The sequence below is a fragment of the Pseudomonas sp. ATCC 43928 genome (genome assembly GCF_005938665.2).
Classification (GTDB): domain Bacteria; phylum Pseudomonadota; class Gammaproteobacteria; order Pseudomonadales; family Pseudomonadaceae; genus Aquipseudomonas.
Map to the genome: position 1 here is coordinate 5,956,421 of NZ_CP041753.1, position 21,366 is coordinate 5,977,786.

Below are 21,366 nucleotides of genomic sequence, written 5' to 3' on the forward strand. Positions count from 1 at the left end.
TTAGATGCCCGAGCGATTACGTCGCCAGGAATGAGCCCCCAAGGAGTCAGGGATGTAATGTCGATTTTCCTTTTATTGCGCGCGTACGCGGCGTCCTTCTTCCATCGCTTCGGCTGGGCCGGCCTGGCCATTGCGCTGGGCGTACACCTGAGCACGGCCTGGCTGGGCCTGGTGCTTCTGGGCGAACAACACCTCATCGCTCCCGCCACGTTCACCTACTTCTATCTCACCACCACGCTCACCGTCGGCTACGGCGATCTTGCGCCACAGACAGCCGCGGGACGGATTTTCGTGGCTACCTGGGTCATGCTCGGGGGCATTGCGCTGCTGACGGCGGCCATCGGCAAAACCACCAGCAGTGTCATCGATGTATGGAGAAAAGGCATGAAGGGCAAAGGCGATTTCACCGGCAAGGTCGGCCATACCGTTCTCATCGGCTGGGAAGGCGCGTCCAGCGAGCGGGTTATTGAGTTGCTGCTGCAGGACGAAACGTCCAATGACAACCTGATCGTCATTTGCGATTGCGATCTCGAAGAAAACCCCATGCCGGGCAAGGCGGCCTTTATCAAAGGTGAAAGCCTGTCCTCTGTCGCGCTTTTGCTGCGTGCCGGCGTACCTGGCGCCGAACGCGTACTGGTGCGCACCCATTCAGACGATCTGACCCTGGCCACCGTACTGGCGGTCAATCAACTGAGCCCGGTCGGGCATGTGGTCGCCCACTTCAATGAAAGTGAAATCGCCGCGCTCGCCAGCGCCTACGCGCCCAGCCTGGAATGCACCTCAAGCATGGCCATCGAGATGTTGGTGCGCGCCTCCCAGGATCCGGGCTCGTCAGTGGTCATCAATGAATTGCTGTGCGTGGGCCAAGGCGCCACCCAATACCTGATGAGACTGCCCGAAACCTTTGAAGCAACGTTCGGCGATCTGTACGCACAGATGAAAGAACGCCATAACGCGACCCTTATCGGCTACCGCGCCAAAGGCGCCCGACAGCCTTCAATCAACCCGCCCGGCGCCACTCGCGTCAAGGGCGGCGAACTCTTCTACATCGCCTCTACTCGCCTCAAGGAAATCTCCAATGGGATGGTTTAAACAGTTGCTGGGGCTTGAGGCCCCGAACGCGGGCACGAATACCGATTCGAAATGGACAGCCAACGATAACCTGCCAGTCACCGGCCCGCTGGGCCTGGCATTGGGCAAGGGCGTGATGTTCGACACGACCCTGAAACTGTTGCTCGACGAAAAAACCGCGGTAACCATTCCCGGCTCCCAGCAAATCTGGAGCGCCGGCACCATTGAGCTCGGGCAGTCGACCTGGTTGTCGCGCTATTACATGAACGACGAAGACTACTGGCTGCAAGTGCACACCACCGGCGACATCGCCGGGCAGGTCGAGTCGGTGATCCTGTTCAACTACCTCAGTTACGTCACCATCAACAGTGAAGCGGAGCTGCGGCGGCTGGCCGGCCCTCAAAGCCTGATCGGGCTGCCGACCTACACCCTCAACGGTGTCGAATACACCCGCGAATGGGGCACCGAGAACGGCCAGACCGAACTGGTGCCGTTGAGCGAACACCTGAAGAATCCGGACGAAACATACAGCATCCAGCACTGTTCGATGTTGTACGCCCGCGAAACCGGCCTGACCGATCGCCGGGAATTCCTGCTGTTTTCCGTCGAAGAAGATGCCGAAGGCACCATCAGCTTGAGCACTTCGCTGGGTATTTCGCTGTACACCACCGACCTGAACACTTTTTAAAAAGGAAGAAGTCCATGCTTGAAGCGCTCTCTATCTCCCTGAACAAAGCCGCCGTGCTCGGGTTTGTTTTGTACATCCTCGGCGCCGCCGTGTTGTTCGCGCTGTTCCAGTTCATCTACACCCGCATCACACCGCACCGGGAATTCGAGTTGATCCGTGCGGGCAACGTTGCGGCCGCCATCGCCCTGGGCGGCGCCATCATCGGATTCGCCATTCCGGCCAGCAATGTGATCGCCTACTCGATCAGCATTCTGGACTTCGTCGTCTGGGCGGTGATCGCCGCTTTCGTACAACTGCTGGCGTTCCTGGTGACCAGCCTGGTGCTCAAAGGCGCCTCTGAACGCATCAAGAAAGGCGAAATCGCTGCGGGTATCTATGTCGCGGCAGTGGCCATCAGCGTCGGCATGTTGAACGCCGCGTGCATGACCCCTTCCCAGAACTGATTGCGCCACGGAGATTGCGATGAAACGAAGCAAGTACGTTCAGCTCTCGCTGGCGGCATCGGTCGCCATGGCGATATCAGGCTGCGGGCCGACGGAAAAAACCTACGAGATACACAAAAAGTACAATTTCCAGTCCGTTCAGCAATGCGCCGATGAAAAGCTCCCGGTCGACATCTGTTCTGACGCTTATATGAAGGCCATGGCCCAGCATCGAAGCATTGCGCCGGTGTACGACAACCAGGCTGATTGCGACGCCGACTTTGTCGCCGACTGGTGCCAGCAGGATTCCGCCGGCAAATTCATCCCCAAGCTCGGTGGTTTCGAGCTGAGTGCCGATGGCGAGGTGACGCAGTCCGAAGTGGACGCGGCCAAGGCTAAATTGCCCGCATCGGAAGCGAATGCCGCAGGGTCGGGTTTCTCCGGCAGTAGCCTGCTGACCGGGCTGCTGATCGGCAACATGCTCAGCAGCAACCGCAACAGCTACTACTCCGAACCGGTCTACCGCTATCGCGATGATCGCGGTGACTACTCGTCCTCGACACTCAGTCAGCGGGTATCGTCAGGTTCAACCTTCAACAGGTCCAATCAGGCGCGCTACGGCAGCAGTGGCAGTTACACCGACACCATCACCCGCAGCAAGCCGGTGTCCGTTGCATCGTCCACCTCCCGCGGCGGGTTCGGCAACCAGGCCAGCGCACGCAGTGGCTGGGGTGGATCAGGCAAGAGCTTTGGCGGTTCGAGTAGCTAAGGGAATAAGGCCATGAAGAAAATCCTCTGCGCAGAGCGTCATGACTGGAAACAGACCGCCGAAAGCCTCGGCTTCCTGTTCCATACCATCGACGACGAACCCTATTGGGACGAGAGCGCGTACTACCAGTTCACGCTCAAGCAGATCGAGAACGACCTCGAAGACCCGACCACCGAAGTTCATGAGATGTGCATGGACCTGGTGGCGCGAGTGGTGCAAAGCGAAGAGTTGCTGGAGCGCCTGAGCATCCCCGCGCCGTTCTTCGACATGGTTCGCACTTCATGGCTCGAAGGCCACCCGCACCTGTATGGGCGCATGGACTTCTCCTACAACGGCAGCGGGCCAGCCAAGCTGCTGGAACTCAACTACGACACGCCGACCAGCCTGTATGAGGCCGCGGCGTTTCAGTGGGGCTGGCTGGAACAATGCATCGAGCGTGGCTTGCTGCCCAGACACGCCGACCAGTTCAACAGCATCGACACCAAGCTGCATCAGGCTTTTGCCCAACTGCAGCTCAAACAGCCCTTCTATTTCGCCTCGATGAAAGACTCGGTCGAAGACAAGGGCACCACCGATTACCTGCGCCTGGTCGCGGAAAAGGTCGGTATTGAATCGCGGCACATCGACATCGAAGACATTGGCCTCACCAGTGACGGACGTTTCGTCGACCTCGAGGATCGCTGGATCCCTCACCTGTTCAAACTGCATGCCTGGGAGTTCATCTTCCACGAACCCTTCGGCGCAGCGATTGCCCAGAGCGATACGCAGTTTTTCGAACCGCCCTGGAAATCCATCATCTCCAACAAGGGCATCCTGCCGCTGCTGTGGGAGTTCAACCAAGGTCACCCGAACCTGCTCGCGGCGCACCTGGACTCCGACCCGAGTAAAGCGGTGCCCAAAGGTTGGGTGCGCAAGCCATTCTTCTCACGGGAAGGCGCGAACATTGAGCTGCAAACTGCCGATGGCCTGATCGTAAAAGAGGACGGCCCCTACACTGATGCGCCGTTTATCCTTCAGGAGTTTGCCCCGCTGCCGAAATTTGGCGACAGCTACACGCTGATCGGTTCCTGGGTGATCGGGGATCAGGCAGCCGGCATCGGCGTGCGTGAGGACAACAGTTTGATTACCAAGGATTCGAGCCGGTTCTTACCGCATCTGATACTCGACTGACCCTACCATCGCCCACTAAAAAGGCCCGGTGTCGACATATCGTCAGACACCCACAAGACTTACTGCGGAAATGCCGGATAATGGCGGCCATTCGTTTAGCCGTTATTCTGGTAATCCCCCATGGAAATCAAGGTCAACTTTCTCGACAACCTGCGACTTGAAGCCAAGTTCGATGACTTCACGGTGGTGGCCGATCAACCTATCCGCTACAAGGGCGATGGCTCGGCACCGGGTCCGTTCGACTACTTCCTGGCTTCGTCGGCGCTGTGTGCGGCGTATTTTGTGAAGTTGTACTGCAACACGCGCAATATCCCCACGGATAACATCCGCCTGTCGCAGAACAATATTGTTGACCCTGAAAACCGCTACAACCAGATTTTCAAGATCCAGGTCGAGTTGCCGGCGGACATCTCCGACAAGGACCGCCAGGGCATCCTGCGCTCCATCGACCGATGCACCGTGAAGAAAGTGGTGCAAGCCGGGCCTGAATTTGTGATCGAAGAAGTGGACAACCTCGACGCCGACGCCCAGGCGTTGCTGATGCCTGCTTCCAGCTCAGAGGCGAGCACCTATATTGCCGGCAAGGATCTGCCGCTGGAGCAAACCATCGCCAACATGTCGGCCATTCTGGCGGACCTGGGCATGAAGATTGAAATCGCTTCCTGGCGCAATATCGTGCCCAATGTGTGGTCGTTGCATATCCGCGATGCGCACTCGCCGATGTGCTTTACCAACGGCAAGGGTGCGACCAAGGAAGGCGCGTTGGCGTCGGCGTTGGGCGAGTTTATCGAGCGACTCAACTGCAACTTCTTCTACAACGACCAGTTCTGGGGAGAAGACATCGCCGACGCAGCGTTTGTGCACTACCCGGACGAACGCTGGTTCAAGCCTGGCCGTAAAGATGCACTGCCGGCCGAAATCCTCGACGAGTACTGCCTGAAGATTTACAACCGCGACGGCGAGCTGCGTGGCTCCCACCTGATCGACACCAACTCGGGCAATGAAGAGCGCGGCATCTGCTCACTGCCTTACGTGCGCCAGTCCGACGGCGAGGTGGTGTATTTCCCGTCCAACCTGATTGAAAACCTGTTCCTGAGCAACGGCATGAGTGCCGGTAACACGCTGGCCGAAGCCCAGGTGCAGTGCCTGTCGGAGATCTTCGAGCGCGCGGTAAAACGCGAAATCATCGAAGGTGAATTTGCCCTGCCGGATGTGCCGGCTCACGTGCTGGCGAAGTACCCCGGGATACTGGCCGGGATTCAGGCACTGGAAGAGCAAGGGTTCCCCGTGCTGGTGAAGGATGCGTCCCTGGGAGGTGAATTCCCGGTGATGTGCGTCACGTTGATGAACCCGCGTACCGGCGGTGTGTTCGCCTCGTTCGGCGCGCACCCGAGCCTGGAAGTGGCGCTGGAACGCAGCCTGACCGAATTGCTGCAGGGCCGCAGCTTCGAAGGCCTCAACGACCTGCCCCAGCCGACATTTGAAGGTCATGCGGTGACCGAGCCGAATAACTTCGTCGAGCACTTTATCGACTCCAGCGGCGTGGTGTCGTGGCGCTTCTTCAGCTCAAAATCGGATTACGAATTCGTGGAATGGGACTTCTCCGGCCAGGGTGAAAACTCGAATGCCGAGGAAGCCGCGACCTTGTTCGGCATTCTCGAAGGCATGGGCAAGGAAGTGTACATGGCGGTCTACGAGCATATCGGTGCAACGGCCTGCCGCATCCTGGTGCCAGACTATTCGGAAATTTATCCAGTAGACGATCTGATCTGGGATAACACCAACAAAGCGCTGTTCTTCCGCGCCGACATCCTGAACCTGCATCGCCTGGACGAAGAAGAGCTGCAAGCGCTGGTTGAGCGTCTGGTGGAAAGTGAGCTGGACGACTACACCGACATCACCACCTTGATCGGCATCGAATTTGACGACAATACCGCCTGGGGTCAGCTGACGATCCTGGAGTTGAAGCTGCTGATCTATCTCGCCTTGCAACAATTTGAAGAAGCGAAAGAGGCGGTGGAAATGTTCCTGCAGTACAACGACAACACGGTTGAGCGCGGCTTGTTCTATCAAGCCGTGAATGTGGTGCTGGAGATGAAGCTGGACGAAGACCTGGAACTGGAAGACTACGAGGCCAACTTCCGCCGGATGTTTGGCAACGAGCGGATGGATGCAGCGATCGGATCGGTAGATAGCAGCGTGCGCTTCCATGGCTTGACGCCGACCAGCATGAAACTGGAGGGGCTCGATAGGCATTTGCGCTTGATCGAGAGCTACAAAAAACTGCACATGGCGCGGGCCAACATGACCGCCCTGTAGGAGCCGGCTTGCTGGCGATCCAGGCGCCGCGGTTAACCAGGCAAACCGAGTTATCGTTCATCGCCAGCAAGCCGGCTCCTACAATATGGTGCGCAAAAGAAAACCCCCGACCAGTCGAGAGGACTGATCGGGGGTTCCAGACCTAAACTTTACAAAAAAGTCTCAGGTAAGTCCTTAGAACGGAATATCGTCATCAAAGCTGTCGAAATCCGGAGCCGGTTGCGGAGCAGCCTGCGGTGGAGCCGGGCGCGACTGTTGCGGTGCCGACTGCTGCGGACGCGGAGCCTGCTGGCGTGGGGCTGGAGCGGATTGCTGGTAGTTATTGCCCCCGCCTTGTTGGTCGCCCTGTTGTGGACGGCCGCCCAGCAGTTGCATGGTGCCTTGCATGTCGACCACGATTTCAGTGGTGTAACGCTTGATACCGTCTTTTTCCCACTCGCGGGTCTGCAGCTTGCCTTCGATGTAGACCTGCGAACCTTTACGCAGGTATTCGCCGGCGATTTCGGCCACTTTGCCGAACATCGAAACACGGTGCCATTCGGTCTTCTCGACCTTCTGACCGGTTTGCTTGTCGGTCCACTGTTCGCTGGTCGCCAGACTCAGGTTGGTCACGGCGTTACCGTTAGGCAAGTAGCGAACTTCGGGATCCTGGCCGCAAGTGCCGACCAATATGACTTTGTTAACCCCACGGGCCATAACGTTCTCCTAGGCTACGCACGCTGCCTCGGCCGGGTTGTTCACCAGGCGCTCAAGGGTCGTGCGATCCAATAGTTCTGTGTCCAATTTGATGTAAATCGCCGCTTCATCAGCAACGATCACCGCATCTGTTACCCCTACGACGGCCTTCAGGCGCTCAACCAGACCCGCTTCGCGGATCGCCTCGGGCGACAACGGCAAGCGCAGGCTCGTGACGTAAGGTGGTTCACGCATGGTAACAGCAAAGGCCAGCCAAAGTGCAGCCAGCCCGGCACATCCCAGGAACACAACCGACAAACCGCCGTGCTGAAACAGCCAGCCGCCGAGGATCCCGCCCAGTGCCGAACCGAGGAACTGACTGGTGGAATAAACCCCCATCGCCGTGCCTTTGCCGCCTGCCGGTGAAACCTTGCTGATCAGCGACGGCAAGGACGCTTCCAGCAGATTGAACGCGGTGAAAAACACCACCGTGCCGATCACCAGAGCCCGCAAGCTGTCGCCGAACTGCCAGAAGAATAGCTCAGTGAGCATCAGCGTCAGCACCGCGCCCAATAAAACTCGTTTCATTTTGCGTTTCTTCTCGCCGTAGATAATGAACGGGATCATGGCGAAGAAGGAAATCAGCAGCGCGGCCAGGTACACCCACCAGTGCTGCTCCTTGGGCAAACCGGCTTTTTCGACCAGCGCCAGGGGCAATGCAACGAAGCTCGACATCAACATCGCGTGCAACACAAAAATGCCCAGGTCCAGGCGCAGCAGGTCCGGGTGCTTGAGCGTCGGGATCAGTGCCTGACGCGCGACACCAGACTCGCGGTGCTGCAATGGCCCGGTGGCGCGCGGCACCATGAACATCACGATGACGATACCGAGCAGCGCCATGCCGCCGGTGGCGAAGAACAGCCCCGAGAGGCCGAAGGCACGGGTCAGCAATGGCCCTACCACCATGGCAATCGCGAACGACAGACCGATCGTCATGCCGATCATGGCCATGGCTTTGGTCCGATGCTGTTCCCGGGTCAGGTCCGACAGCAATGCCATGACCGCCGCAGAAATCGCCCCGGCGCCCTGCAGGATGCGTCCGGCGATGACGCCCCAGATCGAATCGGCATTGGCCGCCAGCACGCTGCCCAGAGCGAAGACGATCAGCCCCAGGTAAATCACCGGACGACGACCGATGCGGTCGGAAATGAAGCCAAAGGGAATCTGAAAAATCGCCTGGGTCAGGCCGTAAGCGCCAATCGCCAACCCGATGAGGGCCGGGGTCGCGCCTGCCAGGTCCATCCCATAGGTCGCCAGCACCGGCAACACCATGAACATGCCAAGCATACGGAAGGCGAACACCAGGGCCAGACCGCTTGCTGCGCGGGTCTCACTGCCACTCATGCGTTCGCTGTGGGGATCGTGCATGGAAAAACCTCATCTGAACCGGCGGCGATTCTACCAGTCCCATCGATTGACGGGGTATATAGCGACGCTATGACGCGCGCAGATGACGCAATCTTCATGCAAGGTTGCGCGCCCCTCATTTGATAGTGTGCATCCATCCAGTATTTGGCCGTATACTCCTACGTTTTCGACGCCCGCCGAGCGAGGCCACTTTGGACAAGATCCTGATTCGTGGGGCCCGAACCCACAACCTGAAGAACATCGACCTGACCCTGCCACGGGACAAACTGATCGTCATCACCGGCCTGTCCGGATCCGGCAAGTCGTCCCTGGCCTTCGACACGCTGTACGCCGAAGGCCAGCGCCGCTATGTCGAATCGCTGTCGGCCTACGCCCGGCAATTCCTGTCGATGATGGAAAAGCCTGACGTCGACACCATCGAAGGTCTGTCGCCAGCGATCTCCATCGAACAGAAGTCGACCTCGCACAACCCGCGCTCGACGGTTGGCACCATTACCGAAATCTACGATTACCTGCGCCTGCTCTACGCTCGCGTCGGTATTCCGCGCTGCCCGGACCACGACATTCCGCTGGAAGCCCAGACCGTCAGCCAGATGGTCGACCTGGTGCTGGCGCAACCGGAAGGCAGCAAACTGATGCTGTTGGCTCCGGTAATCCGCGAGCGCAAGGGCGAACACCTCTCGGTCTTCGAAGAACTGCGCGCCCAGGGCTTTGTGCGGGCCCGGGTCAACGGCAAGCTCTGTGAGCTGGACGAGTTGCCGAAGCTGGATAAACAGAAGAAGCACTCGATCGACGTCGTGGTCGACCGCTTCAAGGTCCGCGCCGATCTGCAACAACGCCTGGCCGAATCGTTCGAGACCGCGCTGAAACTGGCGGACGGCATCGCTCTCGTGGCGCCAATGGACGACGAGTCCGGCGAAGAAATCATCTTCTCCGCACGCTTCGCCTGCCCGATCTGTGGCCACGCCATCAGCGAGCTGGAACCCAAGCTGTTTTCCTTCAACAACCCGGCCGGCGCCTGCCCGACCTGCGATGGCCTGGGGGTTAAACAGTTCTTCGACACCAAACGATTGGTGAACGGTGAACTGACCCTGGCCGAAGGCGCGATCCGCGGCTGGGACCGGCGCAACGTCTATTACTTCCAGATGCTTGGCTCGCTGGCCGCCCACTACAAGTTCAGCCTCGAAGTGCCGTTCAACGAACTGCCGGCCGATCAACAGAAATTCATCCTGCACGGCAGTGGCTCGCAGAACGTCGACTTCAAGTACCTGAACGACCGCGGCGACATCGTCAAGCGCTCGCACCCGTTCGAAGGCATCGTGCCGAACCTGGAACGCCGCTACCGCGAAACCGAATCGGCTTCGGTCCGCGAAGAACTGGCCAAATTCCTCAGCACCCAGCCTTGCCCGGATTGCCGTGGCACCCGTCTGCGTCGCGAGGCGCGACACGTGTGGGTTGGCGAGAAGACCTTGCCGGCGGTGACCAACTTGCCGATCGGCGATGCCTGCGAATACTTCGGCGTGCTGAAGCTGACCGGCCGCCGTGGCGAAATTGCCGACAAGATCCTCAAGGAAATCCGCGAACGCCTGCAGTTTCTGGTCAACGTTGGCCTGGACTACCTTTCCCTGGATCGCAGTGCTGACACGCTGTCCGGCGGTGAGGCCCAGCGTATCCGCCTGGCCAGTCAGATTGGCGCCGGCCTGGTTGGGGTTCTGTACATCCTCGATGAACCATCAATTGGCCTGCACCAGCGGGACAACGACCGGTTGCTGGGCACCCTCAAGCACCTGCGCGACATCGGCAACACGGTCATCGTGGTCGAGCACGATGAAGACGCGATTCGTCTGGCTGACTATGTGGTGGACATTGGCCCGGGCGCAGGTGTGCACGGTGGACATATCGTTGCCGAAGGGACGCCGGACGAAGTCATGGCTCACCCTGATTCGCTGACCGGCAAGTATTTGTCGGGCCGGGTGAAGATTGCCGTTCCAGCCAAACGCACACCCCGTAACAAGAAGTTGTCGTTATCCCTCAAGGGCGCTCGCGGCAACAATTTGCGCAATGTCGATCTGGAGATTCCAATCGGCCTGCTGACCTGCGTGACCGGCGTGTCCGGCTCGGGCAAATCGACGCTGATCAACAACACGTTGTTTCCCTTGAGCGCTACCGCACTCAATGGGGCAACGACACTGGAAGCGGCGGCTCACGACAGTATCAAGGGCCTTGAGCACCTGGATAAAGTCGTCGACATCGATCAGAGCCCGATCGGTCGCACACCGCGCTCCAACCCGGCGACCTACACCGGCTTGTTCACGCCAATTCGCGAGTTGTTCGCCGGCGTACCGGAATCGCGCTCCCGCGGTTACGGGCCGGGGCGTTTCTCCTTCAACGTGAAGGGCGGACGCTGTGAAGCCTGCCAGGGCGATGGCCTGATCAAAGTGGAGATGCACTTCCTGCCGGACATCTATGTCCCGTGCGACGTCTGCAAGAGCAAGCGCTACAACCGCGAAACCCTTGAGATCAAATACAAGGGCAAGAGCATCCACGAAACCCTCGAGATGACCATCGAGGAAGCCCGAGTGTTCTTCGACGCAGTTCCGGCCTTGGCGCGCAAGCTTCAGACGCTGATGGACGTAGGCCTTTCGTACATCAAGCTGGGACAATCGGCAACGACGCTGTCGGGCGGTGAGGCCCAGCGGGTGAAACTGTCCCGCGAGCTGTCCAAGCGCGATACCGGCAAGACCCTGTATATCCTCGATGAGCCAACTACCGGCCTGCACTTTGCGGATATCCAGCAACTGCTCGATGTTTTGCATCGCTTGCGCGACCATGGCAATACCGTGGTGGTGATCGAACACAACCTGGATGTGATCAAGACCGCCGACTGGTTGGTGGACCTGGGGCCGGAAGGCGGCTCCAAGGGCGGCCAGATTATTGCCGTCGGCACGCCGGAAGACGTGTCCGAGATGAAGCAGTCTCACACTGGCTACTACCTCAAACCACTGCTGGCTCGCGACAAGGCCTGAATCAGGCCCATGAAAAGCCCCTGTCACTTTGTCGGTGACAGGGGCTTTTTTGTGCGTCGTCGGCCTAAAAATCAGAACTGCGATTGCAGGTAATTCTCCAATCCGATCAACTTGATCAAACCCAGCTGTTTCTCCAGCCAATAGGTGTGATCTTCCTCGGTGTCGTTCAGCTGAATGCGCAAGATCTCGCGGGTGACATAGTCCTTGTGCCGCTCGCAAAGCTCGATGCCTTTGCACAGAGCTGCACGAACTTTATATTCCAGACGCAGGTCAGCGGCGAGCATGTCCGGCACGGTGGTGCCGACATCGAGATCGTCCGGACGCATGCGCGGCGTACCTTCGAGCATCAGGATCCGACGCATCAGCGCATCAGCGTGCTGAGCCTCTTCTTCCATCTCGTGGTTGATACGTTCGTAGAGCTCGGTGAACCCCCAGTCCTCGTACATCCGCGAATGGATGAAATATTGATCACGCGCTGCCAGTTCGCCTGTCAGCAACGTGTTGAGGTAATCGATTACGTCTGGGTGACCTTGCATCGCCCTACATCTCCCTGCTTGAAAGTCTGTAGTTTGAACCAACCTGACCTGAAGGTCACTCGCCCGCCGCAATAAAAGCGAAGATATTCTGAGAAAATGGGTTCAAATAACGCAAAAAACCGCCCTAATGAGGGCGGTTCTGCTTCTCGTTTAGACTTCGTTAAGCTGTACGCCCAACGCCTTCGCGATGCCTTCTCCATAAGCCGGATCGGCCTTGAAGAAATGCTGTAGCTGACGATCAACCACGTCGCCGGAAACCCCAGCCATTGCACCGGCAATGTTGTTGATCAGCAGCGCTTTCTGCTCATCGTTCATCAGACGGAACAGCGCACCCGCGTGACTGTAGTAGTCGGTATCTTCGCGATGATCGTAACGGTCAGCCGCGCCGCTCAAGGCCAAGGCAGGTTCCGCGTAGTGCGGTGCCTGTTTCGGTGATTCAACGTAGCTGTTCGGCTCGTAGTTCGGCGCCGCACCGCCATTACTGCCAAACGCCATCGAACCATCGCGCTGGTAAGTGTTGACCGGACTGCGAGGTGCATTCACTGGCAGCTGCTGGTGATTGGTGCCCACACGGTACCGGTGGGCATCCGCGTAAGCGAACACACGCCCCTGCAGCATGCGGTCAGGTGACAGGCCGACGCCTGGGACCATGTTGCTCGGACCGAACGCGGCCTGCTCGACTTCAGCGAAGTAGTTCAGCGGATTGCGGTTGAGCTCAAGCTCGCCCACTTCGATCAACGGGAACTCCTTCTGCGACCAGGTCTTGGTCACGTCAAACGGGTTCTCATAGTGAGTCGAGGCCTGAGCCTCGGTCATGATCTGAATGTTGACACTCCATTTCGGGAAGTCACCGCGCTCAATGGCGCCGAACAGGTCACGTTGTGCGTAATCCGGATCGGTGCCGGCCAGACGCGCCGCTTCTGCCGGAGCGAGGTTCTTGATCCCTTGCTTGGTTTTATAGTGCCACTTCACCCAGTGACGCTCGCCATTGGCGTTGATCAAGCTGTAGGTGTGGCTGCCGAAGCCGTGCATGTGACGGTAACCGTCAGGGATGCCGCGGTCCGAAAACAGGATAGTGACCTGGTGCAGCGCCTCAGGCGAATGCGACCAGAAATCCCACATCATCTGCGCGCTTTTCAGGTTGCTTTGCGGCAGACGCTTCTGGGTGTGGATAAAGTCAGGGAATTTCAGTGGATCACGGATGAAGAACACCGGCGTGTTGTTACCGACGATGTCCCAGTTGCCTTCCTCGGTGTAGAACTTCAGGGCAAAACCACGTGGATCACGCTCGGTGTCAGCCGAGCCGCGCTCGCCACCCACGGTGGAGAATCGCAGGAAGGTCGGGGTTTGTTTGCCGACAGACTCAAACAGCTTGGCACTGGTGTATTGAGTGATATCGCGAGTCACAGTGAACGTGCCGTAAGCACCCGAGCCTTTGGCGTGTACGCGACGCTCCGGGATGTTTTCACGGTTGAAGTGGGCAAGCTTCTCGATCAGGTGGAAATCGTCGAGCAGCAGAGGGCCACGAGGGCCGGCGGAGCGGGAATTCTGGTTGTCGGCGACAGGAGCGCCACTGGCGGTCGTAAGTGTTTTGTTTTGGCTCATGCGATCTCTTCCTCTGTCAGTCTTGAACTGCCGGCTAAATCGGCTTGGTGGGAAGTATTGATCATCAACATGACAGTCACAAATTCATTAATTTGCAGACATCAATAGAAAATTACTAATGATCAACCCAAGCATATAGTGCCTATAGGGAAGGGTTTGAAGCTTGTACGCAGAGCGCATTTCTTGCAGGCACAAAAAACCGGGCACTAGGCCCGGTTCTTTGTTTCAGACTGACGTCTTACTCAGCGGATACAGCTTCACCGCCGACAGCACGATCAACCAACTCGACGTACGCCATAGGCGCGTTGTCGCCAGCGCGGAAACCGCACTTGAGGATGCGCAGGTAGCCACCCTCACGGGTAGCGTAACGCTTGCCCAGGTCGTTGAAGAGCTTACCAACGATAGCTTTCGAACGAGTACGGTCGAAAGCCAGACGGCGGTTAGCCAGGCTGTCTGTCTTGGCCAAAGTGATCAGCGGCTCAGCAACGCGGCGCAGTTCTTTGGCTTTTGGCAGTGTAGTTTTGATCAGCTCGTGCTCGAACAGCGACACCGCCATGTTTTGAAACATGGCCTTGCGGTGCGAGCTGGTGCGGCTCAGGTGACGACCACTTTTACGATGACGCATGGTTCATTCCTTACCAAACACAACGTTCGGTGATTACGACGATCAGGCAGTCGCCTTGTCGTCCTTCTTAAGACTTGCAGGCGGCCAGTTGTCGAGGCGCATGCCGAGGGACAGACCGCGGGAGGCCAGAACGTCCTTGATTTCAGTCAAGGATTTCTTGCCAAGGTTCGGAGTCTTCAACAGCTCTACTTCGGTACGCTGAATCAGGTCGCCGATGTAGTAGATGTTTTCCGCCTTAAGGCAGTTAGCCGAACGTACAGTCAGTTCCAGATCGTCAACCGGGCGAAGCAGGATCGGATCGATCTCGTCTTCCTGCTCGACAACCACTGGCTCACTGTCACCTTTGAGATCGACGAACGCAGCCAACTGCTGTTGCAGAATGGTTGCAGCACGGCGGATAGCCTCTTCAGGATCCAGGGTACCGTTGGTTTCCAGATCAATAACCAGCTTGTCCAGGTTAGTACGCTGTTCGACACGGGCGTTTTCCACCACGTATGCGATACGGCGAACCGGGCTGAACGAAGAGTCAAGCTGCAAGCGACCGATGCTGCGGCTTTCGTCTTCATCGCTCTGACGCGAGTCTGCCGGTTCATAACCACGACCACGAGCTACGGTGAGCTTCATGTTCAGGGCGCCGTTAGACGCCAGGTTAGCGATTACGTGATCGGGGTTAACGATCTCGACATCATGATCCAGCTGAATATCGGCAGCGGTAACCACCCCCGAACCCTTCTTCGACAAGGTCAGCGTAACTTCGTCTCGACCGTGCAGCTTGATAGCCAGACCTTTAAGGTTCAACAGGATTTCAATTACGTCTTCCTGTACACCTTCGATGGCGCTGTACTCGTGGAGCACACCGTCAATCTCGGCCTCGACTACTGCACAGCCGGGCATTGAGGACAACAGGATGCGGCGCAGCGCGTTGCCCAGGGTGTGGCCGAAACCACGCTCGAGAGGCTCGAGTGTGATCTTGGCGCGGGTTGGACTGACAACCTGCACATCAATATGGCGGGGTGTCAGGAACTCATTTACCGAAATCTGCATGGATGCACCTATTTTCTAGCCCTTACTTGGAGTAGAGCTCGACAATCAGGCTTTCGTTGATGTCGGCGGACAGATCACTGCGAGCAGGAACGTTCTTGAAAACGCCCGACTTCTTCTCAGTGTCTACTTCTACCCATTCTACGCGGCCACGTTGGGCACACAGATCGAGAGCTTGGACAATGCGAAGTTGGTTCTTTGCTTTCTCGCGAACTGCGACCACGTCACCAGCACGAACCTGGTAGGACGGAACGTTTACGGTCTGACCGTTAACGCTGATCGACTTGTGCGATACCAGCTGACGGGATTCGGCACGAGTAGAGCCAAAACCCATACGGTATACAACGTTGTCCAGACGGCATTCGAGCAGTTGCAACAGGTTTTCGCCAGTTGCGCCTTTCTTGCCAGCAGCTTCTTTGTAGTAGCCGCTGAATTGACGCTCGAGAACGCCGTAGATACGACGGACCTTCTGCTTTTCACGCAGTTGGGTGCCGTAGTCGGACTGGCGACCGCGGCGTTGGCCGTGGATACCAGGTGCTGCTTCGATGTTGCACTTCGATTCGATCGCGCGCACGCCGCTCTTCAGAAAGAGATCGGTGCCTTCGCGACGAGCGAGTTTGCATTTTGGACCAATGTAACGAGCCATTCTTTACAATCTCCTGGATTACACGCGGCGCTTCTTCGGCGGACGGCACCCGTTGTGCGGGATTGGCGTCACGTCGGTGATGCTGGCGATCTTGTAGCCACAGCCGTTCAAAGCGCGGACTGCGGATTCACGACCTGGACCTGGACCTTTGACGTTAACGTCGAGGTTTTTCAGGCCGTATTCCAGCGCAGCTTGACCAGCACGTTCAGCAGCTACTTGAGCAGCGAACGGGGTGGACTTGCGGGAACCGCGGAAACCCGAACCACCGGAGGTAGCCCAGGAAAGAGCGTTACCTTGACGGTCGGTGATGGTCACGATGGTGTTGTTAAAAGAAGCATGGATGTGGGCGATGCCATCAACCACTGTCTTTTTAACTTTTTTACGAGGACGAGCAGCAGGTTTTGCCATGATTAATTTCCTGTCGATTCGCTGGGGCGATTACTTGCGGATCGGCTTACGCGGACCTTTACGGGTACGCGCGTTGGTCTTGGTACGCTGACCGCGTACTGGCAGACCACGACGATGACGCAGACCGCGATAGCAACCGAGGTCCATCAAACGCTTGATTTTCATGTTGATTTCGCGACGCAGGTCACCTTCAGTGGTGAACTTCGCCACTTCGCCACGCAGCTGTTCAATCTGCTCGTCGCTCAGATCTTTGATCTTTGCCGCTGGGTTTACCCCAGTCACTGCACAAATTTTCTGTGCAGTAGTGCGACCAACACCATAGATGTAGGTCAGCGAGATAACAGTATGCTTGTTATCTGGAATGTTAACGCCTGCAATACGGGCCATTCAGTGGGACTCCAATTGACAGCTACCTACGCCCCGGAAGCCAAGAAATAGGGCGCGAGATAATATCGCTGTAATAACAAATAATCAACCCGGCAGCGCACTAGCTGCCGGGCTTGAAGCACAATCACACTCAGCCTTGGCGCTGTTTGTGACGCGGTTCCGCGCTGCAAATTACTCGAACAACACCTTCGCGGCGAATAATCTTGCAGTTACGGCACAGCTTTTTCACCGATGCACGAACTTTCATCACCAACTCCTCGAACCTTATGGGTACTCAGCGCAACATGCCGCTGCCGTAACCCTTCAGGTTGGCTTTCTTCATCAGGGATTCGTACTGGTGCGAAACGAGGTGCGATTGTACTTGGGACATGAAGTCCATCACAACCACGACCACGATCAGCAACGAGGTCCCGCCAAGGTAGAACGGTACGTTTGCTGCAACCACCAGGAACTGGGGCAACAGGCAGACGGCCGTCATGTAAAGAGCACCGAACATGGTCAAGCGAGTCAGAACGCCATCAATGTAGCGCGCAGACTGCTCACCTGGACGGATGCCCGGAATAAAGGCACCGGACTTCTTCAGGTTTTCCGCTACGTCTTTCGGATTGAACATCAACGCCGTATAGAAGAAGCAGAAGAAAATAATCCCTGCACTAAACAGCAGAATATTCAACGGCTGACCAGGAGCGATCGACTGCGAGATGTCCTGCAACCAGCCCATACCTTCAGACTGACCGAACCAGGCACCCAACGAAGCCGGGAACAGCAAAATGCTGCTCGCGAAAATAGCCGGAATAACACCGGCCATGTTCACCTTCAGCGGCAAGTGGCTGGTCTGCGCAGCGAAGACCTTACGGCCCTGCTGACGCTTGGCGTAGTGAACAGCAATACGACGCTGGCCACGCTCAATGAACACCACGAAACCGATAATCGCTACTGCCAGCAAACCGATGGCAACCAGGGCGAAGATGTTGATATCACCCTGACGTGCAGACTCGAAAGACTGCCCGATCGCTCTCGGAAGACCGGCGACGATACCCGAAAAAATCAACATCGAGATACCGTTGCCAACACCACGCTCAGTAATCTGCTCACCCAGCCACATCATGAACATCGCACCAGCCACAAAAGTGGATACCGCGACGAAATGGAAGCCAAAGTCACCAGTGAACGCAACGCCCTGCCCCGCCAGACCAATGGACATGCCAATAGCCTGGACGAGAGCGAGGACGACAGTGCCGTAGCGGGTGTACTGGCTGATCTTGCGACGGCCAGCTTCACCTTCCTTCTTCAACTGTTCCAGCTGCGGGCTGACGGCGGTCATCAGCTGCATGATGATCGATGCCGAAATGTACGGCATGATCCCCAGTGCAAAGATACTCATCCGCTCCAGCGCGCCGCCGGAAAACATGTTGAACAAGCTAAGAATGGTCCCCTCATTCTGTCGAAACAGGTCCGCGAGTCGGTCCGGGTTGATACCTGGAACCGGGATGTGTGCGCCTATTCGGTAGACGATAATCGCCAGGAACAGAAAACGCAGACGAGCCCAGAGTTCAGACATACCGCCTTTGCCGAGCGCAGAGAGAGCACCTTGCTTAGCCATTTATTCCTCGAACTTGCCGCCAGCTGCTTCGATAGCCGCACGCGCACCTTTGGTGGCGCCGATTCCCTTTCCGATGGTGACAGCGCGAGTAACTTCGCCGGACAGCATGATTTTCACACGCTGAACGTTGACGTTGATCACGTTGGCATCTTTCAGGGACTGCACGGTGACGATGTCGCCTTCCACTTTAGCCAGCTCGGACAGACGCACTTCTGCGCGGTCCATGGCTTTCAGGGAAACGAAACCAAACTTCGGCAGGCGACGATGCAGCGGCTGTTGACCGCCTTCAAAGCCTGGAGCAATGGTGCCACCGGAGCGGGAGGTTTGACCTTTGTGGCCACGGCCACCAGTCTTACCCAAACCGCTACCGATACCACGGCCCGGACGATGCTTTTCGCGACGGGAACCCGGCGCTGGACTCAGATCATTGAGTTTCATCGATTAACCCTCGACACGCAGCATGTAGTAAGCCTTGTTGATCATCCCGCGATTCTCGGGAGTATCCTGGACTTCTACAGTGTGACCGATGCGACGCAGACCCAGACCCTTAACGCACAGTTTGTGGTTAGGGATGCGGCCGGTCATGCTTTTGATCAGCGTAACTTTAACGGTAGCCATGATCAGAAGATCTCCTTGACGCTTTTGCCACGCTTGGCGGCAATGGATTCAGGAGACTGCATTGCTTTCAAACCCTTGAAAGTGGCGTGAACCACGTTTACCGGGTTAGTCGAGCCGTAGCACTTGGCCAGAACGTTCTGAACGCCAGCAACTTCGAGGACAGCACGCATAGCGCCACCAGCGATGATACCGGTACCTTCAGAAGCAGGCTGCATGTACACCTTCGAAGCGCCGTGGGCGGACTTCATTGCGTACTGCAGAGTGGTGCCGTTCAGATCAACCTGGATCATGTTGCGGCGAGCAGCTTCCATTGCCTTCTGGATCGCAGCAGGCACTTCACGCGACTTGCCACGGCCGAAGCCAACGCGCCCTTTACCATCACCAACCACGGTCAACGCGGTGAAAGTGAAGATACGGCCGCCTTTAACGGTTTTGGCTACGCGGTTAACTTGAACCAGCTTCTCGATGTAGCCTTCGTCGCGCTTTTGGTCGTTATTTGACATAACTTAGAACTCCAGCCCAGCTTCACGAGCAGCATCAGCCAGCGCCTTGACGCGGCCGTGGTACTTGAAGCCAGAGCGGTCGAAAGCCACCTGCGAGACGCCAGCGGCTTTAGCACGCGTAGCGACCAGCTGGCCAACCTTAGTGGCCGCGTCGATGTTGCCGGTGGCACCATCACGCAGTTCTTTATCCAAAGTCGAGGCACTTGCCAGGACTTTGTTGCCGTCGGCCGAAATGACCTGGGCGTAGATGTGCTGCGACGAGCGGAACACGCAGAGACGCACGACTTCGAGTTCGTGCATTTTCAGGCGTGCTTTGCGAGCGCGACGCAGTCGAGTAACTTTTTTGTCGGTCATTTGCTATGCCCTACTTCTTCTTGGCTTCTTTACGACGGACGACTTCGTCCGCGTAGCGCACACCTTTGCCTTTGTACGGCTCTGGTGGACGGAAGTCGCGGATCTCGGCGGCCACTTGACCTACCAGCTGCTTGTCGATGCCCTTGATCAGGATATCGGTCTGGCTAGGAGTCTCAGCGGTGATGCCTTCCGGCAGTTCATAATCCACTGGGTGCGAGAAGCCAAGAGCCAGGTTCAGCACTGTGCCTTTTGCTTGCGCTTTGTAACCAACACCGACCAGCTGGAGCTTACGCTCGAAGCCTTGGCTTACGCCTTGGACCATGTTGTTTACCAACGCACGAGTGGTACCAGCCATTGCGCGAGTTTGTTGATCGCCATTGCGAGCAGCGAAACGCAGCTCACCAGCTTCTTCAACGATCTCAACGGACGAATGGATGTTCAGTTCGAGAGTGCCCTTGGCACCCTTCACCGAAAGCTGTTGGCCTGCGAATTTGACTTCGACACCGGCTGGCAGCTTAACGGGGTTCTTAGCGACGCGTGACATGCTTATCCCCCCTTAGAACACAGTGCAAAGAACTTCGCCGCCGACACCGGCAGCGCGCGCAGCACGATCCGTCATCACACCTTTGTTGGTGGAGACGATAGACACACCGAGACCGCCACGAACTTTTGGCAGATCATCGACGGACTTGTACTGACGCAGGCCTGGACGGCTAACGCGCTTCACTTCCTCGATGACCGGACGGCCTTCGAAGTACTTCAGCTCGATGGACAGCAGTGGCTTGATTTCGCTGCTGATCTGATAACCCGCAATGTAACCTTCGTCCTTCAGGACTTTGGCAACAGCTACCTTCAAAGTAGAAGATGGCATGCTTACGACGGACTTTTCAGCCATCTGGGCATTACGGATTCGAGTTAGCATGTCCGCTAACGGGTCCTGCATACTCATGGGCTAGACGCTCCTAATACACAAAAAATTAGCCTTGCGGCTACTACGTGTCGCCGAGTACATCCGCGCAAAAAAACACGGGCTCAGGCGAGCCGGGTATTCTAGACACACCCCACAAATGAATCAAGCCCCAATAGGGGCTTGATTCAAGTTCAAGGTCACCGATGGTCAGGATCTTGCGACCCCGAACACCGAGACTTCGACAGTGCTTACCAGCTGGCTTTAACCAGACCAGGTACGTCACCACGCATTGCAGCTTCACGCAGTTTGTTACGGCCAAGGCCGAACTTGCGGTAAACGCCGTGTGGACGACCGGTCAGGCGGCAGCGGTTACGCATGCGCGAAGCGCTTGCGTCACGTGGCTGCTTCTGCAGGGCTACTGTAGCTTCCCAACGCGCTTCTGGACTTGCGTTCAGATCAACGATGATAGCTTTCAGTGCTGCACGCTTTTTGGCGTACTTGGCAACCGTGAGCTGACGCTTCAGCTCGCGGTTTTTCATGCTCATCTTGGCCATTTTCCTAC

General features: G+C 57.3%; 25 protein-coding genes. 7 read left to right on the plus strand and 18 right to left on the minus strand.

Annotated elements, in window-relative coordinates:
* Positions 1-57 precede the first annotated feature (57 nt).
* The 6 genes from FFH90_RS27450 (at position 58) to FFH90_RS27475 (ending at position 6,439) form a co-directional block, all read left to right on the plus strand.
* Positions 58-1,092, plus strand: a complete 1,035-nt coding sequence (locus tag FFH90_RS27450; RefSeq protein ID WP_138866381.1) for an ion channel — start codon at positions 58-60, stop codon at positions 1,090-1,092.
* Positions 1,079-1,759, plus strand: coding sequence for a DUF2491 family protein (locus FFH90_RS27455; RefSeq protein ID WP_111454178.1), 681 nt, complete (start codon positions 1,079-1,081; stop codon positions 1,757-1,759). The genes FFH90_RS27450 and FFH90_RS27455 overlap by 14 nt, the downstream gene beginning before the upstream one ends.
* Positions 1,760-1,773: 14 nt before the next feature.
* Entirely contained in the window at positions 1,774-2,202 is a 429-nt protein-coding gene (locus FFH90_RS27460; protein WP_007933682.1) for a DUF350 domain-containing protein, read from the plus strand.
* Positions 2,203-2,221: 19 nt separating this feature from the next.
* Positions 2,222-2,950, plus strand: a complete 729-nt coding sequence (locus FFH90_RS27465) for a DUF1190 domain-containing protein (RefSeq protein WP_138866382.1) — start codon at positions 2,222-2,224, stop codon at positions 2,948-2,950.
* A 12-nt stretch (positions 2,951-2,962) separates the two neighbouring features.
* On the plus strand, positions 2,963-4,120 hold the full coding sequence (locus FFH90_RS27470) for a glutathionylspermidine synthase family protein (RefSeq protein WP_086945160.1): 1,158 nt from the start codon (positions 2,963-2,965) through the stop codon (positions 4,118-4,120).
* A gap of 120 nt (positions 4,121-4,240) precedes the next feature.
* A complete protein-coding gene (locus FFH90_RS27475; protein WP_138866383.1) occupies positions 4,241-6,439 on the plus strand; it encodes an OsmC domain/YcaO domain-containing protein in 2,199 nt (732 codons plus the stop codon).
* A gap of 174 nt (positions 6,440-6,613) precedes the next feature.
* On the opposite strand, the gene FFH90_RS27480 is transcribed toward FFH90_RS27475, so the two are convergent.
* Complete coding sequence (locus FFH90_RS27480) at positions 6,614-7,135, minus strand: single-stranded DNA-binding protein (RefSeq protein WP_007933689.1); 522 nt, start codon at positions 7,133-7,135, stop codon at positions 6,614-6,616.
* 9 nt (positions 7,136-7,144) lie between these two features.
* On the minus strand, positions 7,145-8,542 hold the full coding sequence (locus FFH90_RS27485; protein WP_019650831.1) for an MFS transporter: 1,398 nt from the start codon (positions 8,540-8,542) through the stop codon (positions 7,145-7,147).
* Positions 8,543-8,733: 191 nt separating this feature from the next.
* Here FFH90_RS27485 and uvrA point away from each other — a divergent pair, with 191 nt between their 5' ends.
* Positions 8,734-11,568, plus strand: coding sequence for an excinuclease ABC subunit UvrA (gene uvrA, locus FFH90_RS27490; RefSeq protein ID WP_138866384.1), 2,835 nt, complete (start codon positions 8,734-8,736; stop codon positions 11,566-11,568).
* 71 nt (positions 11,569-11,639) lie between these two features.
* On the opposite strand, the gene bfr is transcribed toward uvrA, so the two are convergent.
* From bfr to rpsN, 16 genes are all read right to left on the minus strand, one after another.
* Entirely contained in the window at positions 11,640-12,104 is a 465-nt protein-coding gene (bfr, locus tag FFH90_RS27495; protein WP_018925657.1) for a bacterioferritin, read from the minus strand.
* A gap of 150 nt (positions 12,105-12,254) precedes the next feature.
* Positions 12,255-13,709, minus strand: coding sequence for a catalase (locus tag FFH90_RS27500; protein ID WP_064620710.1), 1,455 nt, complete (start codon positions 13,707-13,709; stop codon positions 12,255-12,257).
* A gap of 238 nt (positions 13,710-13,947) precedes the next feature.
* Positions 13,948-14,334: a 50S ribosomal protein L17 gene (gene rplQ / locus FFH90_RS27505; RefSeq protein ID WP_007924175.1), complete on the minus strand. Its 387-nt coding sequence runs from the start codon at positions 14,332-14,334 to the stop codon at positions 13,948-13,950.
* A 42-nt stretch (positions 14,335-14,376) separates the two neighbouring features.
* On the minus strand, positions 14,377-15,378 hold the full coding sequence (gene rpoA, locus FFH90_RS27510) for a DNA-directed RNA polymerase subunit alpha (protein WP_003186012.1): 1,002 nt from the start codon (positions 15,376-15,378) through the stop codon (positions 14,377-14,379).
* Positions 15,379-15,400: 22 nt separating this feature from the next.
* The gene (gene rpsD, locus FFH90_RS27515) at positions 15,401-16,021 is read right to left on the minus strand and encodes a 30S ribosomal protein S4 (RefSeq protein ID WP_003176404.1); all 621 of its coding nucleotides are present in this window, start codon (positions 16,019-16,021) and stop codon (positions 15,401-15,403) included.
* Between the two features lie 18 nt (positions 16,022-16,039).
* Entirely contained in the window at positions 16,040-16,429 is a 390-nt protein-coding gene (rpsK, locus tag FFH90_RS27520; RefSeq protein WP_002555466.1) for a 30S ribosomal protein S11, read from the minus strand.
* A gap of 30 nt (positions 16,430-16,459) precedes the next feature.
* Positions 16,460-16,816, minus strand: coding sequence for a 30S ribosomal protein S13 (gene rpsM, locus FFH90_RS27525; protein WP_003186020.1), 357 nt, complete (start codon positions 16,814-16,816; stop codon positions 16,460-16,462).
* Positions 16,817-16,946: 130 nt separating this feature from the next.
* Positions 16,947-17,063, minus strand: coding sequence for a 50S ribosomal protein L36 (gene rpmJ, locus FFH90_RS27530; protein WP_002555468.1), 117 nt, complete (start codon positions 17,061-17,063; stop codon positions 16,947-16,949).
* Positions 17,064-17,090: 27 nt separating this feature from the next.
* Complete coding sequence (gene secY / locus FFH90_RS27535; protein ID WP_003228718.1) at positions 17,091-18,419, minus strand: preprotein translocase subunit SecY; 1,329 nt, start codon at positions 18,417-18,419, stop codon at positions 17,091-17,093.
* Complete coding sequence (rplO, locus tag FFH90_RS27540; protein WP_003228720.1) at positions 18,420-18,857, minus strand: 50S ribosomal protein L15; 438 nt, start codon at positions 18,855-18,857, stop codon at positions 18,420-18,422. It lies immediately after the preceding gene.
* A gap of 3 nt (positions 18,858-18,860) precedes the next feature.
* The gene (rpmD, locus tag FFH90_RS27545; RefSeq protein ID WP_003176408.1) at positions 18,861-19,037 is read right to left on the minus strand and encodes a 50S ribosomal protein L30; all 177 of its coding nucleotides are present in this window, start codon (positions 19,035-19,037) and stop codon (positions 18,861-18,863) included.
* A gap of 2 nt (positions 19,038-19,039) precedes the next feature.
* Positions 19,040-19,540 carry a 30S ribosomal protein S5 gene (rpsE, locus tag FFH90_RS27550; protein WP_003186035.1) on the minus strand — a complete coding sequence of 167 codons (501 nt, stop codon included), beginning with the start codon at positions 19,538-19,540 and terminating at the stop codon, positions 19,040-19,042.
* 3 nt (positions 19,541-19,543) lie between these two features.
* Entirely contained in the window at positions 19,544-19,894 is a 351-nt protein-coding gene (rplR, locus tag FFH90_RS27555; protein ID WP_003186037.1) for a 50S ribosomal protein L18, read from the minus strand.
* Positions 19,895-19,904: 10 nt separating this feature from the next.
* Positions 19,905-20,438: a 50S ribosomal protein L6 gene (rplF, locus tag FFH90_RS27560; RefSeq protein WP_003176412.1), complete on the minus strand. Its 534-nt coding sequence runs from the start codon at positions 20,436-20,438 to the stop codon at positions 19,905-19,907.
* Positions 20,439-20,450: 12 nt separating this feature from the next.
* Positions 20,451-20,843 (minus strand): 30S ribosomal protein S8, encoded by a 393-nt coding sequence (rpsH, locus tag FFH90_RS27565; protein ID WP_003186040.1) that lies wholly within the window; start codon positions 20,841-20,843, stop codon positions 20,451-20,453.
* 209 nt (positions 20,844-21,052) lie between these two features.
* Positions 21,053-21,358 carry a 30S ribosomal protein S14 gene (rpsN, locus tag FFH90_RS27570; RefSeq protein ID WP_003176414.1) on the minus strand — a complete coding sequence of 102 codons (306 nt, stop codon included), beginning with the start codon at positions 21,356-21,358 and terminating at the stop codon, positions 21,053-21,055.
* Positions 21,359-21,366: the final 8 nt, after the last annotated feature.

Bases quoted from the DNA above. Each gene is read 5' to 3' on its own strand.
- rpmD (WP_003176408.1), bottom strand. From the start codon at position 19,037: ATGGCTACCGTTAAAGTTACGCTGATCAAAAGCATGACCGGCCGCATC.
- FFH90_RS27500 (WP_064620710.1), bottom strand. From the start codon at position 13,709: ATGAGCCAAAACAAAACACTTACGACCGCCAGTGGCGCTCCTGTCGCC.
- secY (WP_003228718.1), bottom strand. From the start codon at position 18,419: ATGGCTAAGCAAGGTGCTCTCTCTGCGCTCGGCAAAGGCGGTATGTCT.
- FFH90_RS27470 (WP_086945160.1), top strand. From the start codon at position 2,963: ATGAAGAAAATCCTCTGCGCAGAGCGTCATGACTGGAAACAGACCGCC.
- FFH90_RS27450 (WP_138866381.1), top strand. From the start codon at position 58: ATGTCGATTTTCCTTTTATTGCGCGCGTACGCGGCGTCCTTCTTCCAT.
- FFH90_RS27475 (WP_138866383.1), top strand. From the start codon at position 4,241: ATGGAAATCAAGGTCAACTTTCTCGACAACCTGCGACTTGAAGCCAAG.
- FFH90_RS27480 (WP_007933689.1), bottom strand. From the start codon at position 7,135: ATGGCCCGTGGGGTTAACAAAGTCATATTGGTCGGCACTTGCGGCCAG.
- rpsM (WP_003186020.1), bottom strand. From the start codon at position 16,816: ATGGCCCGTATTGCAGGCGTTAACATTCCAGATAACAAGCATACTGTT.
- rpoA (WP_003186012.1), bottom strand. From the start codon at position 15,378: ATGCAGATTTCGGTAAATGAGTTCCTGACACCCCGCCATATTGATGTG.
- rpmJ (WP_002555468.1), bottom strand. From the start codon at position 17,063: ATGAAAGTTCGTGCATCGGTGAAAAAGCTGTGCCGTAACTGCAAGATT.
- FFH90_RS27485 (WP_019650831.1), bottom strand. From the start codon at position 8,542: ATGCACGATCCCCACAGCGAACGCATGAGTGGCAGTGAGACCCGCGCA.
- rpsD (WP_003176404.1), bottom strand. From the start codon at position 16,021: ATGGCTCGTTACATTGGTCCAAAATGCAAACTCGCTCGTCGCGAAGGC.
- rplO (WP_003228720.1), bottom strand. From the start codon at position 18,857: ATGAAACTCAATGATCTGAGTCCAGCGCCGGGTTCCCGTCGCGAAAAG.
- rpsN (WP_003176414.1), bottom strand. From the start codon at position 21,358: ATGGCCAAGATGAGCATGAAAAACCGCGAGCTGAAGCGTCAGCTCACG.
- FFH90_RS27460 (WP_007933682.1), top strand. From the start codon at position 1,774: ATGCTTGAAGCGCTCTCTATCTCCCTGAACAAAGCCGCCGTGCTCGGG.
- rpsE (WP_003186035.1), bottom strand. From the start codon at position 19,540: ATGTCAAATAACGACCAAAAGCGCGACGAAGGCTACATCGAGAAGCTG.
- bfr (WP_018925657.1), bottom strand. From the start codon at position 12,104: ATGCAAGGTCACCCAGACGTAATCGATTACCTCAACACGTTGCTGACA.
- rpsK (WP_002555466.1), bottom strand. From the start codon at position 16,429: ATGGCAAAACCTGCTGCTCGTCCTCGTAAAAAAGTTAAAAAGACAGTG.
- FFH90_RS27455 (WP_111454178.1), top strand. From the start codon at position 1,079: ATGGGATGGTTTAAACAGTTGCTGGGGCTTGAGGCCCCGAACGCGGGC.
- rplQ (WP_007924175.1), bottom strand. From the start codon at position 14,334: ATGCGTCATCGTAAAAGTGGTCGTCACCTGAGCCGCACCAGCTCGCAC.
- FFH90_RS27465 (WP_138866382.1), top strand. From the start codon at position 2,222: ATGAAACGAAGCAAGTACGTTCAGCTCTCGCTGGCGGCATCGGTCGCC.
- rplR (WP_003186037.1), bottom strand. From the start codon at position 19,894: ATGACCGACAAAAAAGTTACTCGACTGCGTCGCGCTCGCAAAGCACGC.
- rplF (WP_003176412.1), bottom strand. From the start codon at position 20,438: ATGTCACGCGTCGCTAAGAACCCCGTTAAGCTGCCAGCCGGTGTCGAA.
- rpsH (WP_003186040.1), bottom strand. From the start codon at position 20,843: ATGAGTATGCAGGACCCGTTAGCGGACATGCTAACTCGAATCCGTAAT.